The following is a 16,491-nucleotide window of genomic DNA, read 5'->3' on the forward strand; positions in this document are numbered from 1 at the left end:
ATCAGACATTCACCCAGCGGATGCTGTTGTCAAATGCGAAATCATAGCCGCCCAATGCCGCCGCGCCGCCTGTGTGCAGGAAAACCACACGCTGATCTTTGAACTCGCCCTTGCGTGCCAGATCAATTAGTCCCGCAGCACCTTTGGCAGAGTAACAGGGGTCCAGAAGGATACCTTCGAGTTCAGCGAACATGCGGATCGCCTCGATCCCGCTTTCGGTTGGCAGGCCATAACCTTCACCAACATAGTCAGTATTGGCCATCACATCTTCGCGCTTAACCACGCCCGGACAGCCCAGCTTTTCCGCGGTCTTGCAGGCCAGATCATATACCATTTGCTCTTGCTTCGGCTGCGGTGCGCGCGTGCCGATGCCCAGAACAGGCACCAACGAATTCATGGCGCACATACCGGTGACAAGACCGGCCTGCGTGCCGGATGAACCGGTGGCATGCACCAGCCGGTCGATCCGCAATGCCGCGTCATTCGCTTGCGACAACAGTTCGAAGGCCGCATTTACATAGCCAAGCGCGCCGGTCGGGTTGGATCCGCCACCGGGTATGACATATACATTGCGCCCCTCAGCACGAAACTTCTCGGCGGCCTTTTCCATTTCGGACACCATGTCATGGCCACCAGGGAATTTCTCGGTGGTCGCGCCGTGCAGGTGATCAAGCAGGACGTTGCCGTTGGTGTTGTAGTTGCCATCCTGATAACCGGTGCGGTCTTCCAGCAGGATATGACAATCAACCCCCAGCTTGGCAGCAAATGCTGCAGTCTGGCGGCCATGGTTGGTCTGGGTTGCGCCCTGCGTCATGACCATATCGGCACCTTGTGCCTCGGCTTCTGCCATCAGGAACTCAAGTTTTCGGGTCTTGTTGCCGCCCGTCGAAATGCCGGTGCAATCGTCGCGCTTGATCCAGATCTCGCATCCCAACTCTTTGGACAGTCGCTTCATTGGTTCCAGCGGTGTGGGCAAGTGGGCAAGGTGTAGACGGGGAAAGCGGGCAAGATGCATGGGAGGCTCCTAATTCTGGTTTCAATCAACTTATCTGCGGTAAAAGGTGTATCCTAATGCAAAATCCGACCATTATATTGCGGAAATTGCAAGTTATCGCTGATTGCGCTATCGGTGTTACATGCGACTTGAATGGATAGATGATATTCTAGCGGTTCTAGATGGCGGTTCGCTGGCGCGGGCAGCCGAGAAACGGCTGCTGACGCAATCGGCATTTACGCGCCGGGTTCGGATTATTGAAGACAGTATAGGTGCGACCCTGTTTGATCGCCGACGCAAACCGATCACCCTAATGCCCGGGGTTCGAGCGCTTGAGCCCGATTTACGTGACTTAAGTGCGCGGTTGCACAAGTTGCGTCATTCCATGAAGACCGCCAGCGACCAGACTGCGAAGTCACTGGGCTTTGTCTGTCAGCATGCACTGACGACTTCGGTATCTCCGCAAGTTGTTCTGGCCTTGAGTGAAGCTGGTCAGACCTCGACACGGGTGCGTTCGGGAAATCAGGATGAATGTCTGATGCATCTCATCTCGAAAGAGGTCGATTTTGCAATCATGTACGCACTTTCTGACGATGATACACACGACCCCGGAAAAGCCTTCGAAACCGTGACGCTTGGGACAGATACATTAATCCCGGTCGCGACGCCCAATGGCCGAGACACTGTCGACTTGATGCTTCTTCCTACAATCAGCTATCCATCCGAGGTTTTCCTTGGACAGGTCTTCGCCCGAAAGATCAGTCCGCGTCTGCCTGAAGGCACTACTGTGTCGGTGATCGCGGAAACTGCCCTGACGTTGGCGATGCTGCAACTGGCGCTGACGGGCATTGGCATAGCGTGGTTGCCTCAATCTTTGGTTCAAGACCACCTGTCAAATGGCCGGCTGGTGCGGCTTGACGATGTATTACCTTCGCAAACTTTGGTCATCCGCATGGTGCGCCTCTCGGAAGCCCAACCCGATCATGCTGAAAAGGTGTGGCAGCATCTCACCGACCAATTCCAGTTGCTCACCAAGCGTGAGTAACTCCGTGATGAAGATCGCAGAAGGCGTGACCGTCATCAAAGTGCTGGTGGCCGCCGACATCGTGGAAATCCTGGGCTCAAGAGGCGCTATGTCAAGCACAGGCTTGTGTTGATTGATTAAAGAGCTTCTTTTATTGTGTTTGCATGGGCCAGGTAGGCGGATCGTTTGTCCTCGTCCATTCTGTCCCAATTCCGAAAGATATGCCCCAGACGAGGGTTGGACCGCAACTTGGCTTGGTTTCGGATCAGGAAATCCCAATAGAGTGTATTGAAAGGGCAGGCGGACTCGCCGATTTTCTGCTTCACATCATATCGACACTGACCACAGTAATCGGACATCTTATCTATATAATTCCCGCTCGCCGCATACGGCTTGGATCCAAGCAGGCCACCATCAGCAAATTGGCTCATCCCGATGACGTTTGGCGCCTCGACCCATTCGTAGGCGTCCAAATAAACGGCTAAGTACCATTCATGAACTTGCCTTGGATCCACGCCGGACAGCATGGCAAAGTTTCCGGTCACCATTAACCGGTGGATGTGATGTGCATAGGCGTAGTCACGGGTCTGGCCGATTGCTGCCGCCAAACAGGCCATATCGGTTTCACCGGTCCAAAAGAATGCGGGCAAATCGCGCTCTGCAGAGAAGAAGTTCTCGTCTGTGTAACCCGGCATCTTCAGCCAATAGATACCGCGGACGAATTCGCGCCAGCCGATAATTTGCCGAATGAATCCTTCGGCGGCATTGAGTGGTGCGTCGCCATCAAGAAACGCTTTTTCGGCGCGGCGGCATACTTCTAGCGGGTCTAGCAGGCCGACATTGATGTAGAGCGACAGAACCGCGTGATACAGAAATGGTTCTCCGTCCAGCATCGCATCCTGATAGTCCCCGAAATGGGGTAGTGAGTGTTCGATGAAATGGCTGAGAGCATCATGCGCGCCGTCCCGTGTGACGGCGTACCAGAACGGGCGAAGCGTGCCGAAATTGTCGGCAAACTCGGCCTCGACCAAATCAAGGACCTCGTTTGTAATGGCGTCTGGTCTGATCTGAAACGGCTGGGGCATGAACAAGTCGTGTTTGGCGGGTTTACGATTCTCGGCGTCGTAGTTCCACCTGCCGCCCTCGGGCTGATCATCGTGCATCAGCAAGCCGGTCTTCCGCCGCATCTCGCGATAGAAAAACTCCATTCGAAGCTGTTTGCGCCCCTTAGCCCAAAGTTGAAATTCTGCATGGCTGGCCAGAAACCGAGTGTCTTCCAAGAACTGAATGTCCACCCCCAGTTCATGAGGCCAGGCCTGCATGTCGGCTTTCAACCTATACTCGCCTGGTTCAGTCACGATTACACCCCCGGCGCGGTGCAGGGTGACTGCGCGCTGAACTTCGCCGCGTAGCGAACCAGTGTTTTCAGGATCGGTCAGGCGCGTATAACTGACGTGCCACCCGGCTGCCCTGAGTTCCTGGGCAAAATGGCGCATGGCCGAGAATACGAATGCAATTTTCTTTTTGTGATGCGGAACATAGGTGGCTTCATCGAGAACCTCTGCCATCAGAACAATGTCTTTATCCGGGTTCGCGTTCCTTAATGCGTGCATATCGGGTGAAAGCTGATCCCCCAGGATCAGTACGATAAGTGGGCGGTCGCTGGTGGTACTCGGTTCAGAGGGCGCGCTCACCATGGAACCCTTTTCCCGGCCCAGTCGAAAAACTGTCCGCTGTCGTCAGGCGAAAGGTCGTCGATGACATTCAGCAGGTTGCCTGCGGCTTGTTGTGGGGGAATCGTCTTGTGCTGAGGGTAGTTCCGGGTGAACTCCGTCTCCACGGTGCCGGGGTGTAAAGCGGCGCAAATCAGGTGTTTATGCGTGCGCTTCAATTCGATGGAAGCCGTTCTGATCACCTGATTGAGGGCAGCTTTTGAGGCGCGGTAAGAATACCAGCCGCCAAGACCATTGTCCCCGATCGATCCAACACGCGCCGAGAGTGCTGCAAAAACAGCTCTTTCATTTTTCGGTAGTAGGCGCTTGGCATGCTTAAGAACCAAAGCGGGTCCAATCGTGTTCACCGCAAACAGGTTTGCCATATCATCTGCGGACAAAGCCTGCAGCGACTTTTCCGGCCCTTTCTCGCCCGACAAGATTCCGGTTGCCACGATGATCCTGTCGAACTGGGGCTCGAGACGTCCAAGGGCTGTAGACACCGCATCTTCGCTGGTGATGTCCAGTCCCTCATGCGAACGAGAAAGACACGTTACGCGACTGCCCCTCGCCTTCAGCTCATCCGCCAAGGCCTGACCGATGCCACCTGAGGCGCCAATGACGAGTGCATGTCCTTCCAAAGCCGATCTCCTGGTTAATTGAGAAAAACGATCGCGGCATTCAGGGCTGAGGCGAAACCCACCCAAGCGATGTATGGAGCGAAAAGTAAAGCGGACGGTCGATCTGATTGCCACGCGGTCCGAATGAAGACCGCTATGGTCAGTAGCAGGCAGAGGATGATGACAAGCGCCAGCGCGGGCTTCTGAGCGGCAAAAAACACCGGCGACCAAGAGAAGTTCAAAGACAACTGGGCGATCCAGAGAGGTAGCAGAGAAGCACGGCTTTCGTGTCGCCATGCGCGCCAGCCGACATAAGCAATCATTAGATACAAAACCGTCCACACCGGGCCGAAAACCCAGTTGGGCGGATTGAAAAACGGCTTCTGCAGATTTCCGTACCATTCGCCCGGAGCGGTGAGAATTCCGATTGCGATACCAGCCCCCAAGACCAAAACCAGGAAAAGAAGTAACGAGCCAAAGCTTTTCATGAGGTCCTGCCAGTTACTTCTTGTAATTTGCTAAAGCCGCTTACGAAGACGGGGCGAGCTTTTAGGAACAGATTGTATAGCACTTCCAGAGCGCGCACGGCGCCAGGAAGGCTTGCCAGCCTTGCTAGCCAGCGCCAGCTTGGAATAAGCCGCCAAACCTCGACGAATGCCCGCGCGCCTGAAGCTTGCCGACCGTCTGCTGATCTAACGTGAAAACGTGCCATTGCGTCGGTTCGATTAATCCTGCCATCCTCTGAAAACTGTTCTGATGAAACGTCGATGAATTCCAAGACCTGATCGCGATCGGCCCGTTTGTAGTATCCGATTTCCGACGTGCAAAGAGGACAGGATCCGTCGTAGAAAAGAGTCAGCTTCGAGGGTGTAACGTTGCGCGTAGTTTTCAAACCAGAAGACCTCCGACGGGCTCGTGGGTCGCGGGCAATACCAGTTGTTTCTCGCCGAAGGCCGCTAAATCGAGCGCGGATAACAGTGCTAATCGGATCATTTCAGCATTTCCCATTTCCCTTAGTACGGTCCAAAGGCGCCTTTGGACCACTTTAGGTTCGAAGCATGACGAGATTTCCTAAAGTCGTTTCCAGAGTGATCAAGGGGCAGTCGAGCGCCGTCGCGGAAAAGTCCTTGAAACATGGGCAGCACAAACACAGTTCTATTGTAGCGCAATTGAATCGGGATGAAGTTCAATGAAGACACTTGCAGCGGCTCTGGGCTTTTGCCTGTCATTCGGTTGTTTCGCGACATCCGCTTTCGGAGAACAAGTGATGCTGGAAACTTTCGGTAATGACCCCCAAAGCCGTTGGGAGTTCTTCGCCGACACTGTAATGGGCGGCGTATCAACAGGTCAGGTGAGCTTTAAGGAGGAAAACGGGGCTGGATTTGCGCGATTGACTGGGAATGTCAGCACTGAGAACCGTGGTGGCTTCATTCAGTTTCGGACGGAACTCAATGCGAAGCTTTCGAATGATACAGAGGGTGTAAGGCTCATCACCCGAGGGAACGATCAAACCTATTTCATACACCTCCGGACCGGTGGAACGGTATTGCCGTGGCAGTATTACCAAGCAAGTTTCGAAGTCACGTCACAGTGGACGGAAGTGCGTATTCCCTTTTCGGCCTTCAAGGCTTCCGGCCGGATGCTCAGATCAGAGCCGCGCGCGGGTTCTGTAAAGTCAGTAGGTGTGGTTGCCTTTGGCCGAGACCACCAAGCCAGTGTGGATGTTATGGAAATTGGTTTCTATTGATCCTTAAGCACCTTCGGTTCCTTTTTTATTTGGTCGGTGAGAAAGGCGGAAAAGCTCAGTCCCATGACAGCGCGGTCATGAGTTCAAACCACTATGGTTTCGCAACGAGGAACGGCTGCAGACTTTCGACGAAATCATCAATGAAATCTAGTACAACGGGCGAGCTTGGGCCCGACGCGGGTTGAAGGATCGACAAGCGATGAAAAATGTTCGGTTGAAATGGACGGATGACAATTCCAGAAGAGCGGTAAGCTTCGGCATCGATGGCACTGACAACGGCGGCCCCTAATCCTTCCCTGACCATTGTGCAGGCAGTAGTAAACTGTCTGACTTCGACAAGGCTGTTTATTTCTTCACCACACTCCGTGAATGCGCGCGATAGGTGCTGGAAGAACTGGCTGTCACGCCGTGTATGGATCATCCGTTCGGTCGCAAGATCGTTTGGCGAAATTTCATCTTTCTCACCAAGGGGATGGCCCGTGGGTAGGATGCAGGCCGATTTGATGTACAGATCCTGACTGTGTGTGGCCGGATGGCCCAGAAAGCCGTCGGTGATACCGCAGTCATATTGCTCGCCAATGATCCATTCCAGAATCCGTTCCGGACGGTCAGGCTCCAGTGAAACGGTAACGCCTGGTCTTTCGTTCAAGAACCGGACCAGCACGCCCGGAAGGTGGTTGGTCGCAAAGCCGGGCAGGCAGGCGATCCGGATATGTCCCCTTGTCCTTTCAGTCAGATCGCGACGCAGGTCATCAAGATGATCAAGGCTGTCGAGAATGCGTCGAACTTCCGCCAACAGATATCGCGAATCGCTGGTGGGCTCGAGACCTCCGCGACTGCGCGTGAAGAGTTCAAATCCCACCGAAGCCGAAAAATCTGCAAGCAGACGGCTTACTGCTGGCTGCGACACACCCAATCTTGAGGCTGCCTTTGTCATACTTCCGGTCTCTGCGACGGCATGAAACGCTTCGAGTTGTCTTAGCTTAAATTTCAATGTCTTAGCCTCGCAATCTCGAACTAACTGTGTTGGTCACTCAGGGTTAACTAATAATGAAATGTTATAATAGGTGTCAAAAAAAATTAACTTGAATTATTTTCGGCTTTCCCAAATGCTGCGGGCAATATTGTTTGAATCCTGACAGGGAGGAAGGGATGAAACTATCAAGAACGCTCCTCGCGGGCACAGCTGCCTTTGCGTTAACCGCAAGCGCTGCAGTAGCACAGACCGAGATCAGCTGGTGGCACGCCATGGGCGGCACCAACGGCGAACGCGTCAACAAGATCGCTGCCGATTTTAATGCAAGCCAAGGCGATTACGTCGTCGTACCGACCTACAAAGGCAACTACACCGAAACCATGACAGCTGCCGTTGCCGCGTTCCGCGCGGGTGAACAGCCTCACCTTGTACAGGTGTTCGAAGTGGGCACAGCCACGATGATGGCTGCCAAGGGTGCAATTTACCCAATTGAACAAATGATGGCAGATTCTGGTGAACCATTTGACGGTTCCGCCTACCTGCCAGCAGTTGTGTCCTACTACCAGACACCTGAAGGCGAGCTTCTGTCGATGCCGTTTAACAGCTCGACCCCGGTTCTGTGGTACAATGCCGACGCATTGAAGGCCGCGGGCGCGTCTGTTCCGGAAACTTGGGATGACGTTAAAACCGCAGCTCAGGCCCTTGTCGACAATGGCATGGATTGCGGTTTCTCGTTCGGCTGGCAAAGCTGGGTTATGATCGAGAACTTCTCGGCGTGGCATGACCTGGCGCTTGGCACGCAGGAAAACGGCTTTACCGGGTTCGATACCGAGTTCACGTTCAACAACGAGCAAGTCGCCGCACGTCTGCAGGAAATCGCGGACATGCAAAAAGACAAGCTCTTTGTTTATGGTGGTCGCCGCGGGGACTCGCTGCCAATGTTCACCAATGGTGAATGCGGCATGTGGATGAACTCGTCAGCCTACTATGGCTCGATTGTTTCGCAAGCCGAGTTCGAATTTGGTCAGACCATGCTGCCGCTCGACACGGCCGTGGCCAGCGCACCTCAGAACTCGATCATCGGTGGCGCAACCCTCTGGGCCCTTCAGGGTCACGAAGCGGACGAGTACAAAGGTCTTTCCAAGTTCATGACCTATCTGTCCTCGGCCGAAGTTCAGGCATGGTGGCACCAGGAAACGGGTTATGTTCCGATAACAACGGCTGCAGCCGACCTAAGCGCCGAACAGGGGTTCTACGAGTCGAACCCGGGCACAGACACGGCGATCAAACAGCTGAGCCTCAATACGCCAACAGCGAATTCTCGCGGTCTGCGTTTTGGTAACTTTGTTCAGATCCGTGACGTGATCAACGAAGAGATGGAAGCGCTGTGGGCTGGCAGTATCTCTGCCGAGCAGGCTCTCGACAATGCGGCCGAGCGCGGAAACGCCCTGCTGCGCAAATTCGAGCGTACTGCAAACTAAACTCTCTCGCGTTGGCGGTCCTTAACACGGGGCCGCCAATTCGCTGCAGTTCTTCAATCAAATTGTGATGTCCCAATGCTAAAGCGCGTCCACTTTCCGACGTCACTGCTGCCCTATCTTCTGGTGGCGCCGCAGGTAATCATTACGCTGGTTTTCTTTGTCTGGCCTGCAAGCCAAGCGGTTTACCAGTCCTTTTTGATCGAAGATGCCTTTGGCATTTCGACCGAATTCGTCTGGTTCGAAAACTTCAGTTATCTCGCCAGCGATGAGCAATATCTCGGCACCTTTGGTCGCACGATTTTCTTTTCGGTCTGCGTCGCTGTTTTATCGATGTCTGCTGCGCTGCTTCTTGCAGGGTTTGCTGATCGCATTGTTCGAGGGGCAACAACCTATCGCACCTTGCTCATCTGGCCCTACGCTGTGGCACCTGTTCTGGCGGGCGCGCTCTGGGTCTTTATGTTCAATCCGACACTTGGGATTTTCCCATATATATTGGAGTTTGTCGGCATCGACTGGAACCACTATCTTAACGGTTCACATGCGATGATGCTGGTGATTTTTGCCGCCGCATGGAAGCAAATCGCCTACAACTTTTTGTTCTACCTCGCTGCGATGCAGTCCATTCCACGGTCGCTCATCGAAGCAGCTGCCATTGATGGAGCGGGCCCGGTGCGTCGTTTCTGGGATCACATCTTTCCGCTGGTGTCGCCGACGACATTTTTCCTTTTGGTCATCAACGCAGTCTACGCCTTCTTCGACACATTCGGCATCATCCATGCGGTCACGCAAGGTGGTCCGGCCAATGCGACTACGATCCTTGTCTACAAAGTTTATAACGATGGCTTCGTTGGGCTTGATCTTGGCGGATCAGCGGCTCAGTCCGTGATCCTGATGGTTCTCGTCATCGCGATGACGGTCGTCCAATTCCGCTATGTGGAAAGAAAGGTGGAATACTGATGATCGAGAACCGTCCAATCCTGAACATGGTCAGCCATGCCGTCCTGATTTTCGGCGTCATCATCGTTGCACTTCCGATCTGGATCACCTTTGTCGCCGCGACGCACGACCCTGTGCGCATGACGCAGGCACCAATCCCGATGCTGCCCGGTGGGTACTTCTGGGAGAACTTCAAACAGACCCTGTTTGGCGGTGGGCTGTCGGGAACCGAAAGTGCCCCGGTCTGGCGGATGCTGCTGAACTCTTTGATGATGGCTCTGATGATCTCATTCGGCAAAATTGCGATCTCACTGCTGTCTGCCTTTGCCATCGTCTATTTCAAATTCCCGTTTCGCATGGGCTTCTTCTGGCTGATCTTCATCACCTTGATGCTGCCAGTCGAAGTGCGCATCTTGCCCACTTTCGAAGTCGTGGCGGATCTGGGCATGTTGAATAGCTATTGGGGGCTGTCGATACCACTTATTGCTTCGGCCACCGCCACTTTCATGTTCCGACAGGTCTTTCTGACCATTCCAGACGAAATGCTGGAAAGCGCCCGGATTGATGGCGCGGGACCGTTGCGGTTTTTCTGGGACATTCTGATCCCGCTCAGCCGGACCAATATCGCCGCGCTCTTCGTGATCCTCTTCATCTATGGCTGGAACCAGTACCTCTGGCCTCTGCTGATCACGACCGAAACGGACATGACCACCATCGTCATGAGCATCAAGCAGATGCTAGAAGCGGCGGAACAGTCACCACAGTGGAACATCATCATGATGACCGCGCTGCTGGCCATGATCCCACCGGTCTTTGTGGTGGTCGCAATGCAACGGCTCTTTGTGCAGGGCCTGACTGAAACAGATAAATAACGGGGCGCACAGAATGGCATCCATTACTATGAAAGACCTCGTAAAAGCCTATGGCGACGTCGAGGTTCTGCACCATGTCGAAGGTGAAATCGAAGATGGCGAACTTATCGTAATTGTCGGGCCTTCTGGCTGCGGGAAATCAACGCTTTTGCGCATGGTCGCGGGGCTGGAAACGATAACCTCGGGTGAAATCAGCATCGGCGACAAAGTCGTGAACAATCTGGAACCGGCCGACCGGGATATCGCAATGGTATTCCAGAACTACGCTCTCTACCCGCATATGTCTGTGCGCGAAAACATGGCGTACGGGCTTAAGATCCGGAAAATCAGCAAAGATGAGATCGACCAGCGGGTTCGGGAAGCAGCTGATATTCTTGAAATCGGCCAATACCTTGATCGCAAACCTCGCCAGCTTTCGGGTGGCCAACGCCAGCGCGTCGCTATGGGGCGTGCTATCGTGCGCAACCCGCAAGTGTTCCTGTTTGACGAGCCGCTTTCAAACCTCGACGCCAAGTTGCGCGTGCAGATGCGTCTTGAAATTCGCAAGCTCCAGCAACGGCTTGGGGTCACTTCAATTTATGTGACCCACGACCAAGTCGAGGCGATGACGCTGGGCGACCGGCTCATGGTGCTTAATGGTGGGTACGTGGAACAGTTCGGAACACCCATCGAGCTCTACGACCGACCCGCCACATTGTTTGTTGCTGGTTTTATCGGAAGCCCCTCGATGAACTTCTTGCCTGCAACCGCAACAAACGGATTGCTGACGCTTGGCAATGGCGCGTCGGTGACCGGAGCGAACCACGCGAATGGAGCAATAACTCTTGGCATTCGCCCTGAGCACCTAGTCCATGACGAAAACGGTCCAATCAAAATCTCGGTCCAGATGTTCGAGCAACTGGGGGCCAACACGCTGATGCACGGTGTGCTCGATGGGACAGACAACGATATCGTGGCAAGCATGCCTGGACATGTCACCGCTGGTGAAGGTTCAGTGATGAGCTTTTCGGTTGAAGCCAGCAACCTGCACGTATTTGACGCCACTTCGGGTAAACGGATTGAAGAATGACCGATTTCCCTCAACTCGACGGATTTCGCGGTGCGCCCGGCGTCGTTCGCCTGATCGGCCATCGAGGGGCCCGAGGAGTGATGCCGGAAAACACCATGGAAGGCTTTGTATTCACGTTGAGCGTGGGTGTGAGGGCGTTGGAATTTGATGTTGTTCTGACTAAAGAAAAGACCCCAGTCATAACCCACAATCACCACCTTCTGAACGCGGCCACGCGTGGGCGCGATGGGAACTGGTTGACCGGGGACGAGTTGAAGGTTTCAGAACTGTCCCTGTCCGAGATCAAGCAGCTTGACGTAGGTGGGCTAGACGGAAACACGGTCTACGGCAAACGCTTTCCGGATCAGGCATTTATGTCCGGCGTACGTGTTCCCCGCTTGGCCGAGCTTTTGGATTTTGCGCTTCAACCGGAAGGAAAGGACCTTCTGTTGTTGCTAGAGATGAAATCCGAGCCAGCCGCGCCCGATCAGGCGCAATGCAGCCTTGCCATTGTCCATGAGGTTGTGAACGAAGTGCGGTCCAGAGGGCTGGAACAGCGCACCGTTCTGCACAGCTTCGATTGGAAAATCCTTGAAGAATGCGCCCGCGTCGCACCAGAAATGCCGCGCTCGTTCCTATCCCAGCTGCCCGAAAACGCTGACGAACCCGGCGAAGATTCACAAAAATCTGTTGCCCCTGATTTCGACGCTTTGGGCATGTCGATACCCAAGGCAGTCGCTAGCGCGGGTGGGCGCCTTTGGTGTCCATATTTCATGGATGTCACCGCTGATCATGTGTCCGAGGCCCACGATCTCGGGCTTCTTGTTTCGACATGGACGGTCAATGAAACAGAAGATATCAACGCCATGATAGATGCCGGGGTGGACGGGATCATCACAGACTATCCGGGCCGGGCGCAACGTATCCTGTTGTCACGAGGAATGACTTGGTAAGGGCTCTTGCCCACAAGGAGCCAAGAGGCACAATGGATTTTTACGACATGCAAATCGGTCCGCAAGCTGCCTTTGAACGGTACGAGACCATCCGTTCGCGATTACCGCAGGCCATCTTTGACGAAACGCCACAGCATGCAGCAAACTTGGCCGAGGTTGCCGCGCATTTTGATGGGTTCATTCTGGACGCCTTTGGTGTGCTCAACCGTGGTGAAACAGCCATTGCAGGTGCCGTTGAGCGGATGGCAGAGCTGCGCGCGATGGGCAAAAAGCTGATCGTTCTGACCAATGCGGCCAGCTACAGCCGGTCCCAGATACTTGAAAAGTATCACCGGCTTGGATTCGATTTCCGTTCCGATGAGGTCATTTCTAGCCGGGATCTCGCCCTCGCGGCTTTGCCGCATCTACCGCCGGGCAAGCGATGGGCCGCAGGGGCAACAGTCGACGACAAGTTCGACGATACTTCGCATATGCCTGGACAGCTGTTGGACGATCCAGCGCTTTACGACAACGCAGGCGGATTTCTTTTACTGTCGAGTGCCCGCTGGACCGATCGGGACACCCAGCGCTTGATTTCGGCCCTGCGCGAAAACCCCAGACCCGTTGTCATTGCCAATCCCGATCTCGTAGCCCCACGCGAGGATGGCCTGACCATTGAACCGGGCAGCTTTGCGCATGCACTGATGGACGCGCTGCCGGTTATGCCTCTCTTTTTTGGCAAACCATATGTTAATGCATTTGACGCCGCGATCGCCAAGTTGCCAGGTATTCCACGTGATCGCATCGCGATGGTGGGTGACACCCTGCATACGGACATCCTCGGCGGGGCTGCTTCGGGTGTTGGTACGGTCCTCGTCACCGATCATGGGCTTTTTCATGGTTTGGACGTACAGCCGTTCATTGAGCGTTCAGGAATACGTCCAAACTGGATGGTTCCAACGACCTAATCCCTTGATTGTTTCCAGTGTTGCCAACACTCTCGACGGGGCATTCATACTTGCAAGGAGGCATAATCAGGTTTGATCGCATTTCTGATTAATATCGCGGGCGCAGCAGCTTTACTTATCTGGGCGGTTCGACTGGTTCGGACCGGTGTTGAGCGCGCATTCATGGTGCAACTGCGCCTTTGGTTGCGGCGTTCGGCACATAACCGCATTCTTGCCTCCGGTACCGGTATCGTGTCGGCCATGATGCTGCAAAGCTCTACTGCCGTGGCCATTCTGGTTTCTAACTTTGCAGCAACCGGTGCTGTCACTTCTGCAGTGGGACTTGCAATCCTGTTGGGCGCCGATCTGGGGTCGGCTGTCGTGGCGCAGGTTTTGCTGGTACGGCAGACTTGGTTAATACCGGTTCTTCTGGCCGTTGGCGTAGGCTTGTTCCTGCGGGGTCAAGCGCGACGTACCCGCCAATCAGGGAGGATCCTTATCGGGTTGGCCCTGATTTTCGTTTCGCTTGATATGCTCCGGGCGGCGACCTCGCCGCTGATGGACAGCCAAGGCGCATTGAATATCTTCAGCTATCTGGAAACGGATTTGTTCACGGCCTTTGCTTTGGGTGCCATTTTTGCCTGGCTCGTGCATTCCAGCGTCGCAGCGGTATTGTTCTTTGTCACGATGGTCTCGCAGGGGGCTCTTCCTGTGCCTGCTGCCATGGCGATGGTGCTTGGGGCCAATCTGGGTGGGTCAATGATTGCCTATGTATTGACCCTTGCTGCACCCCCGGAGGCGCGCCGGATGGTCGTGGCCAATCTTGTGTTGCGCGGAGGGGGGGCGGCGCTTCTTCTGATCGCCATTGGCGCACTTTCAGAACATCTGGATTGGCTCGGAACAACTGGGGCGGCGCAGGCAATCAATCTGCACATGGTTTTTAACGCACTTCTATGTGTCGTCGCCCTGCCATTTGTTGTTCCAATCACACGGTTGGCTGAACGACTGGTTGTCGACAGAGCAGCAGGCGACGCAACCTTAATACCGTCGGCTCTTGATCCAAGTGCGTTGGACGTACCGGCTCGGGCGCTGTCTTGCGCCTCGCGCGAGATTGTTCGGATGGGCGAACGGATCGAGGCAATGCTGATCCGCACGGACGGCCTGTATGACGGCTGGGACGATGCCACTGCAACACAGATACGAAACAGCGACGCAGCGGTTCGCCAGGCACACCAAGAGGTTAAACTCTACCTCGCGGATCTGAACCGTCGAGAGCTAGACGAAGAAACGGTAAAGGGGGCAATGAACCTGTCTCTCCTCGCTGCCGGCCTAGAAGCCGCTTCGGATCTTCTTGTGCGCAATCTGCTTGGTCTGGCGCAACGGTTGGATTTGGAAGGTCTCAGCTTTTCAACAGAAGGACGAAAAGAGATCGGCGATTTTCATGATCGGGTTCTCGCAAATGTTCAGCTTTCCCTGAGCGTTATGATGAAGGAAAATCCTGATGATGCCCGTGAGCTTGTTGCTCAGAAGGAGAGCGTGCGCGAAGTGGAACAGTCCCTACAGCGAAAACATCTGGGTCGATTGCGCGAAGGCCTTGCGGAGAGCATCGAAACTAGCAACATCCATCAGGAAACGCTCCGTGTATTGAAGCAAGTAAATACTTCGTTTGCGATGGCCGGCTATCCGATCCTGGCAGAAACCGGTGACCTTCTGTCCAGTAGGCTTTCTGAAGGAGGGAAATAAGGCGCAGAGAGCTGACAGCGGTTCAGTGCACGCAGTGGTTCCCACTTTCAACGGCTCTGAGTTTACCGCCACAATTTTTACAATCTCTCACCAATCGCAAAGCAAACGACACTCGAATTCGCTTCGTTACTCAGGTTCAGAATTGCCAATTTGGCGGATTCCCGTCCAATTCCCTTCAATCACATCAACTGATCAGACAACCCAATCTCGACCATGGACAATCGCCTCGACAATGAAGTGCTGTGCAAAACAACTGATTTGATTTTTCCCGCGCGATAAGAAATTGTAAACTTCAGGTAAGTTTGAGGTGCATCGTATGAGCGATCGAAAGATCAGGAACATGGAAGAGTTTGCTGCGGTCAGCGGCATCTCGCGACCGACCGTATCGAAATACTTCAACGATCCGGCAAGCGTACGTGCGTCTACGCGCGAGAAAATCGAAACGGCTCTTAAGGAGCACGACTATCGCCCCAACATCTTTGCGATGAACCAAAATCGAAAATTGACAAAGAACTTGGGGATTGTGGTGCCCTATCTGGCCGATCCGTTTTTTGCTGGAATCGCGCGGCGCATCGAAGATCTGGTCATTTCGGCTGGATTTCGTCCGATCCTTCTAAGCTCTCATGGCGACGCAAAGCTCGAGGTAGAGAACTTGGACTCGTTGTTGTCGATCAAGCCTGCGGGTGTTTTGCTGGCGCCTCTTGGGCGCATTTCGGACACCGCCGCGATCGAACGGTTTTGTCGTGAGGTGCCCACGGTGAACTTTGACGCAAACATTGACGGGGTCGGTGAAGCGTTTGTCGGACACAACAATGCTCAAGCCACCGAAATGATGTTGGAGTATCTTACAAGAACGGGTGAACCACCTGCATTCTTCGAGATGAAGTCGCCACCGAACCCAAACGCTAACAAGCGACGCACGGCTTACGTGGAAACGATGGAGCGTATGGGTCACACGCCTCATGTAATACAGGCTGAGGGCGAAGGGTGGGACATCGAAGAAATCGGATTTCGCGAGGGCGCACGCGTGTTGTCACAAGACTCGCTTCCATCGCGCACTGTATTTTGCAGCAATGACCGTTTGGCCATTGGGTTTTTGGCTGCGGCCTATGAAGCAGGAATCAAAGTCGGCTTGGGGGATGATTGTGTGCTGCGCGTGGCAGGCCATGATAACCACCCGTTTTCCCGATACACTTGTCCGACACTGACGACGGTTTCACATAACTACTCAGCGATCGCGACAAAAAGCGTCGAGACGGTAATGGCTATGATCGAATCGGGAGAGCGTGCCCCAGAGCGCAATTCAACGCTATTTGATGGAGAGTTGATAATGCGCGCTTCGGCATAAGCGTTTGATTTTGCGCGATACCAATAAATAAATTTACGCGCGTAAAATTTAAGATTGACGAAGCGGAAGTCTCGGCACTATGCTCGTGGAATAATTTAAATTCCGTGGGAG

Annotated in this window: 16 protein-coding genes; 10 read left to right on the forward strand and 6 right to left on the reverse strand. The window is 54.2% G+C overall.

Going from position 1 to position 16,491, the window contains the following annotated elements; all coding sequences use genetic code 11:
• Position 1: 1 nt before the first annotated feature.
• On the reverse strand, positions 2–1,015 hold the full coding sequence (locus MWU55_RS10175; RefSeq protein ID WP_246936057.1) for a D-cysteine desulfhydrase: 1,014 nt from the start codon (positions 1,013–1,015) through the stop codon (positions 2–4).
• Positions 1,016–1,136: 121 nt separating this feature from the next.
• Here MWU55_RS10175 and MWU55_RS10180 point away from each other — a divergent pair, with 121 nt between their 5' ends.
• On the forward strand, positions 1,137–2,039 hold the full coding sequence (locus MWU55_RS10180; protein WP_246936061.1) for a LysR substrate-binding domain-containing protein: 903 nt from the start codon (positions 1,137–1,139) through the stop codon (positions 2,037–2,039).
• A 116-nt stretch (positions 2,040–2,155) separates the two neighbouring features.
• Here MWU55_RS10180 and MWU55_RS10185 read toward each other — a convergent pair whose 3' ends face one another.
• The 4 genes from MWU55_RS10185 to MWU55_RS10200 are packed head-to-tail and all read right to left on the reverse strand — an operon-like array spanning position 2,156 to position 5,242.
• A complete protein-coding gene (locus MWU55_RS10185; protein WP_348646227.1) occupies positions 2,156–3,712 on the reverse strand; it encodes a cryptochrome/photolyase family protein in 1,557 nt (518 codons plus the stop codon).
• Positions 3,709–4,437, reverse strand: coding sequence for an SDR family NAD(P)-dependent oxidoreductase (locus MWU55_RS10190; RefSeq protein ID WP_348646228.1), 729 nt, complete (start codon positions 4,435–4,437; stop codon positions 3,709–3,711). The genes MWU55_RS10185 and MWU55_RS10190 overlap by 4 nt, the downstream gene beginning before the upstream one ends.
• On the reverse strand, positions 4,386–4,838 hold the full coding sequence (locus tag MWU55_RS10195) for a TspO/MBR family protein (RefSeq protein WP_246936064.1): 453 nt from the start codon (positions 4,836–4,838) through the stop codon (positions 4,386–4,388). Before MWU55_RS10195 ends, MWU55_RS10190 begins: the two co-directional genes overlap by 52 nt.
• Positions 4,835–5,242 carry a DUF393 domain-containing protein gene (locus MWU55_RS10200; RefSeq protein ID WP_246936067.1) on the reverse strand — a complete coding sequence of 136 codons (408 nt, stop codon included), beginning with the start codon at positions 5,240–5,242 and terminating at the stop codon, positions 4,835–4,837. The genes MWU55_RS10195 and MWU55_RS10200 overlap by 4 nt, the downstream gene beginning before the upstream one ends.
• 297 nt (positions 5,243–5,539) lie before the next feature.
• Here MWU55_RS10200 and MWU55_RS10205 point away from each other — a divergent pair, with 297 nt between their 5' ends.
• A complete protein-coding gene (locus tag MWU55_RS10205) occupies positions 5,540–6,097 on the forward strand; it encodes a CIA30 family protein (protein WP_246936069.1) in 558 nt (185 codons plus the stop codon).
• Between the two features lie 91 nt (positions 6,098–6,188).
• Here MWU55_RS10205 and MWU55_RS10210 read toward each other — a convergent pair whose 3' ends face one another.
• Entirely contained in the window at positions 6,189–7,091 is a 903-nt protein-coding gene (locus MWU55_RS10210) for a LysR substrate-binding domain-containing protein (RefSeq protein WP_246936071.1), read from the reverse strand.
• A 158-nt stretch (positions 7,092–7,249) separates the two neighbouring features.
• Here MWU55_RS10210 and ugpB point away from each other — a divergent pair, with 158 nt between their 5' ends.
• The 8 genes from ugpB (at position 7,250) to MWU55_RS10250 (ending at position 16,380) form a co-directional block, all read left to right on the forward strand.
• Positions 7,250–8,554: a sn-glycerol-3-phosphate ABC transporter substrate-binding protein UgpB gene (gene ugpB / locus MWU55_RS10215; protein ID WP_246936074.1), complete on the forward strand. Its 1,305-nt coding sequence runs from the start codon at positions 7,250–7,252 to the stop codon at positions 8,552–8,554.
• Between the two features lie 75 nt (positions 8,555–8,629).
• Positions 8,630–9,511, forward strand: a complete 882-nt coding sequence (gene ugpA / locus MWU55_RS10220; RefSeq protein ID WP_246936076.1) for a sn-glycerol-3-phosphate ABC transporter permease UgpA — start codon at positions 8,630–8,632, stop codon at positions 9,509–9,511.
• Positions 9,511–10,362: a sn-glycerol-3-phosphate ABC transporter permease UgpE gene (ugpE, locus tag MWU55_RS10225; RefSeq protein ID WP_246936078.1), complete on the forward strand. Its 852-nt coding sequence runs from the start codon at positions 9,511–9,513 to the stop codon at positions 10,360–10,362. Before ugpA ends, ugpE begins: the two co-directional genes overlap by 1 nt.
• A 13-nt stretch (positions 10,363–10,375) precedes the next feature.
• On the forward strand, positions 10,376–11,431 hold the full coding sequence (locus tag MWU55_RS10230; protein ID WP_246936080.1) for a sn-glycerol-3-phosphate import ATP-binding protein UgpC: 1,056 nt from the start codon (positions 10,376–10,378) through the stop codon (positions 11,429–11,431).
• Positions 11,428–12,363, forward strand: a complete 936-nt coding sequence (locus tag MWU55_RS10235) for a glycerophosphodiester phosphodiesterase family protein (RefSeq protein ID WP_246936082.1) — start codon at positions 11,428–11,430, stop codon at positions 12,361–12,363. The genes MWU55_RS10230 and MWU55_RS10235 overlap by 4 nt, the downstream gene beginning before the upstream one ends.
• 32 nt (positions 12,364–12,395) lie before the next feature.
• Positions 12,396–13,310 carry an HAD-IIA family hydrolase gene (locus MWU55_RS10240; protein WP_246936083.1) on the forward strand — a complete coding sequence of 305 codons (915 nt, stop codon included), beginning with the start codon at positions 12,396–12,398 and terminating at the stop codon, positions 13,308–13,310.
• A 72-nt stretch (positions 13,311–13,382) separates the two neighbouring features.
• Positions 13,383–15,032 (forward strand): Na/Pi cotransporter family protein, encoded by a 1,650-nt coding sequence (locus tag MWU55_RS10245; protein ID WP_246936084.1) that lies wholly within the window; start codon positions 13,383–13,385, stop codon positions 15,030–15,032.
• 316 nt (positions 15,033–15,348) lie between these two features.
• On the forward strand, positions 15,349–16,380 hold the full coding sequence (locus MWU55_RS10250) for a LacI family DNA-binding transcriptional regulator (RefSeq protein ID WP_246936085.1): 1,032 nt from the start codon (positions 15,349–15,351) through the stop codon (positions 16,378–16,380).
• Positions 16,381–16,491 lie beyond the last annotated feature (111 nt).

Source organism: Aliiroseovarius sp. F20344, from assembly GCF_023016155.1.
Classification (GTDB): domain Bacteria; phylum Pseudomonadota; class Alphaproteobacteria; order Rhodobacterales; family Rhodobacteraceae; genus Aliiroseovarius.

Bases quoted from the DNA above. Each gene is read 5' to 3' on its own strand.
- MWU55_RS10175 (WP_246936057.1), bottom strand. From the start codon at position 1,015: ATGCATCTTGCCCGCTTTCCCCGTCTACACCTTGCCCACTTGCCCACA.
- MWU55_RS10180 (WP_246936061.1), top strand. From the start codon at position 1,137: ATGCGACTTGAATGGATAGATGATATTCTAGCGGTTCTAGATGGCGGT.
- MWU55_RS10195 (WP_246936064.1), bottom strand. From the start codon at position 4,838: ATGAAAAGCTTTGGCTCGTTACTTCTTTTCCTGGTTTTGGTCTTGGGG.
- MWU55_RS10205 (WP_246936069.1), top strand. From the start codon at position 5,540: ATGAAGACACTTGCAGCGGCTCTGGGCTTTTGCCTGTCATTCGGTTGT.
- ugpB (WP_246936074.1), top strand. From the start codon at position 7,250: ATGAAACTATCAAGAACGCTCCTCGCGGGCACAGCTGCCTTTGCGTTA.
- ugpA (WP_246936076.1), top strand. From the start codon at position 8,630: ATGCTAAAGCGCGTCCACTTTCCGACGTCACTGCTGCCCTATCTTCTG.
- ugpE (WP_246936078.1), top strand. From the start codon at position 9,511: ATGATCGAGAACCGTCCAATCCTGAACATGGTCAGCCATGCCGTCCTG.
- MWU55_RS10230 (WP_246936080.1), top strand. From the start codon at position 10,376: ATGGCATCCATTACTATGAAAGACCTCGTAAAAGCCTATGGCGACGTC.
- MWU55_RS10235 (WP_246936082.1), top strand. From the start codon at position 11,428: ATGACCGATTTCCCTCAACTCGACGGATTTCGCGGTGCGCCCGGCGTC.
- MWU55_RS10240 (WP_246936083.1), top strand. From the start codon at position 12,396: ATGGATTTTTACGACATGCAAATCGGTCCGCAAGCTGCCTTTGAACGG.
- MWU55_RS10250 (WP_246936085.1), top strand. From the start codon at position 15,349: ATGAGCGATCGAAAGATCAGGAACATGGAAGAGTTTGCTGCGGTCAGC.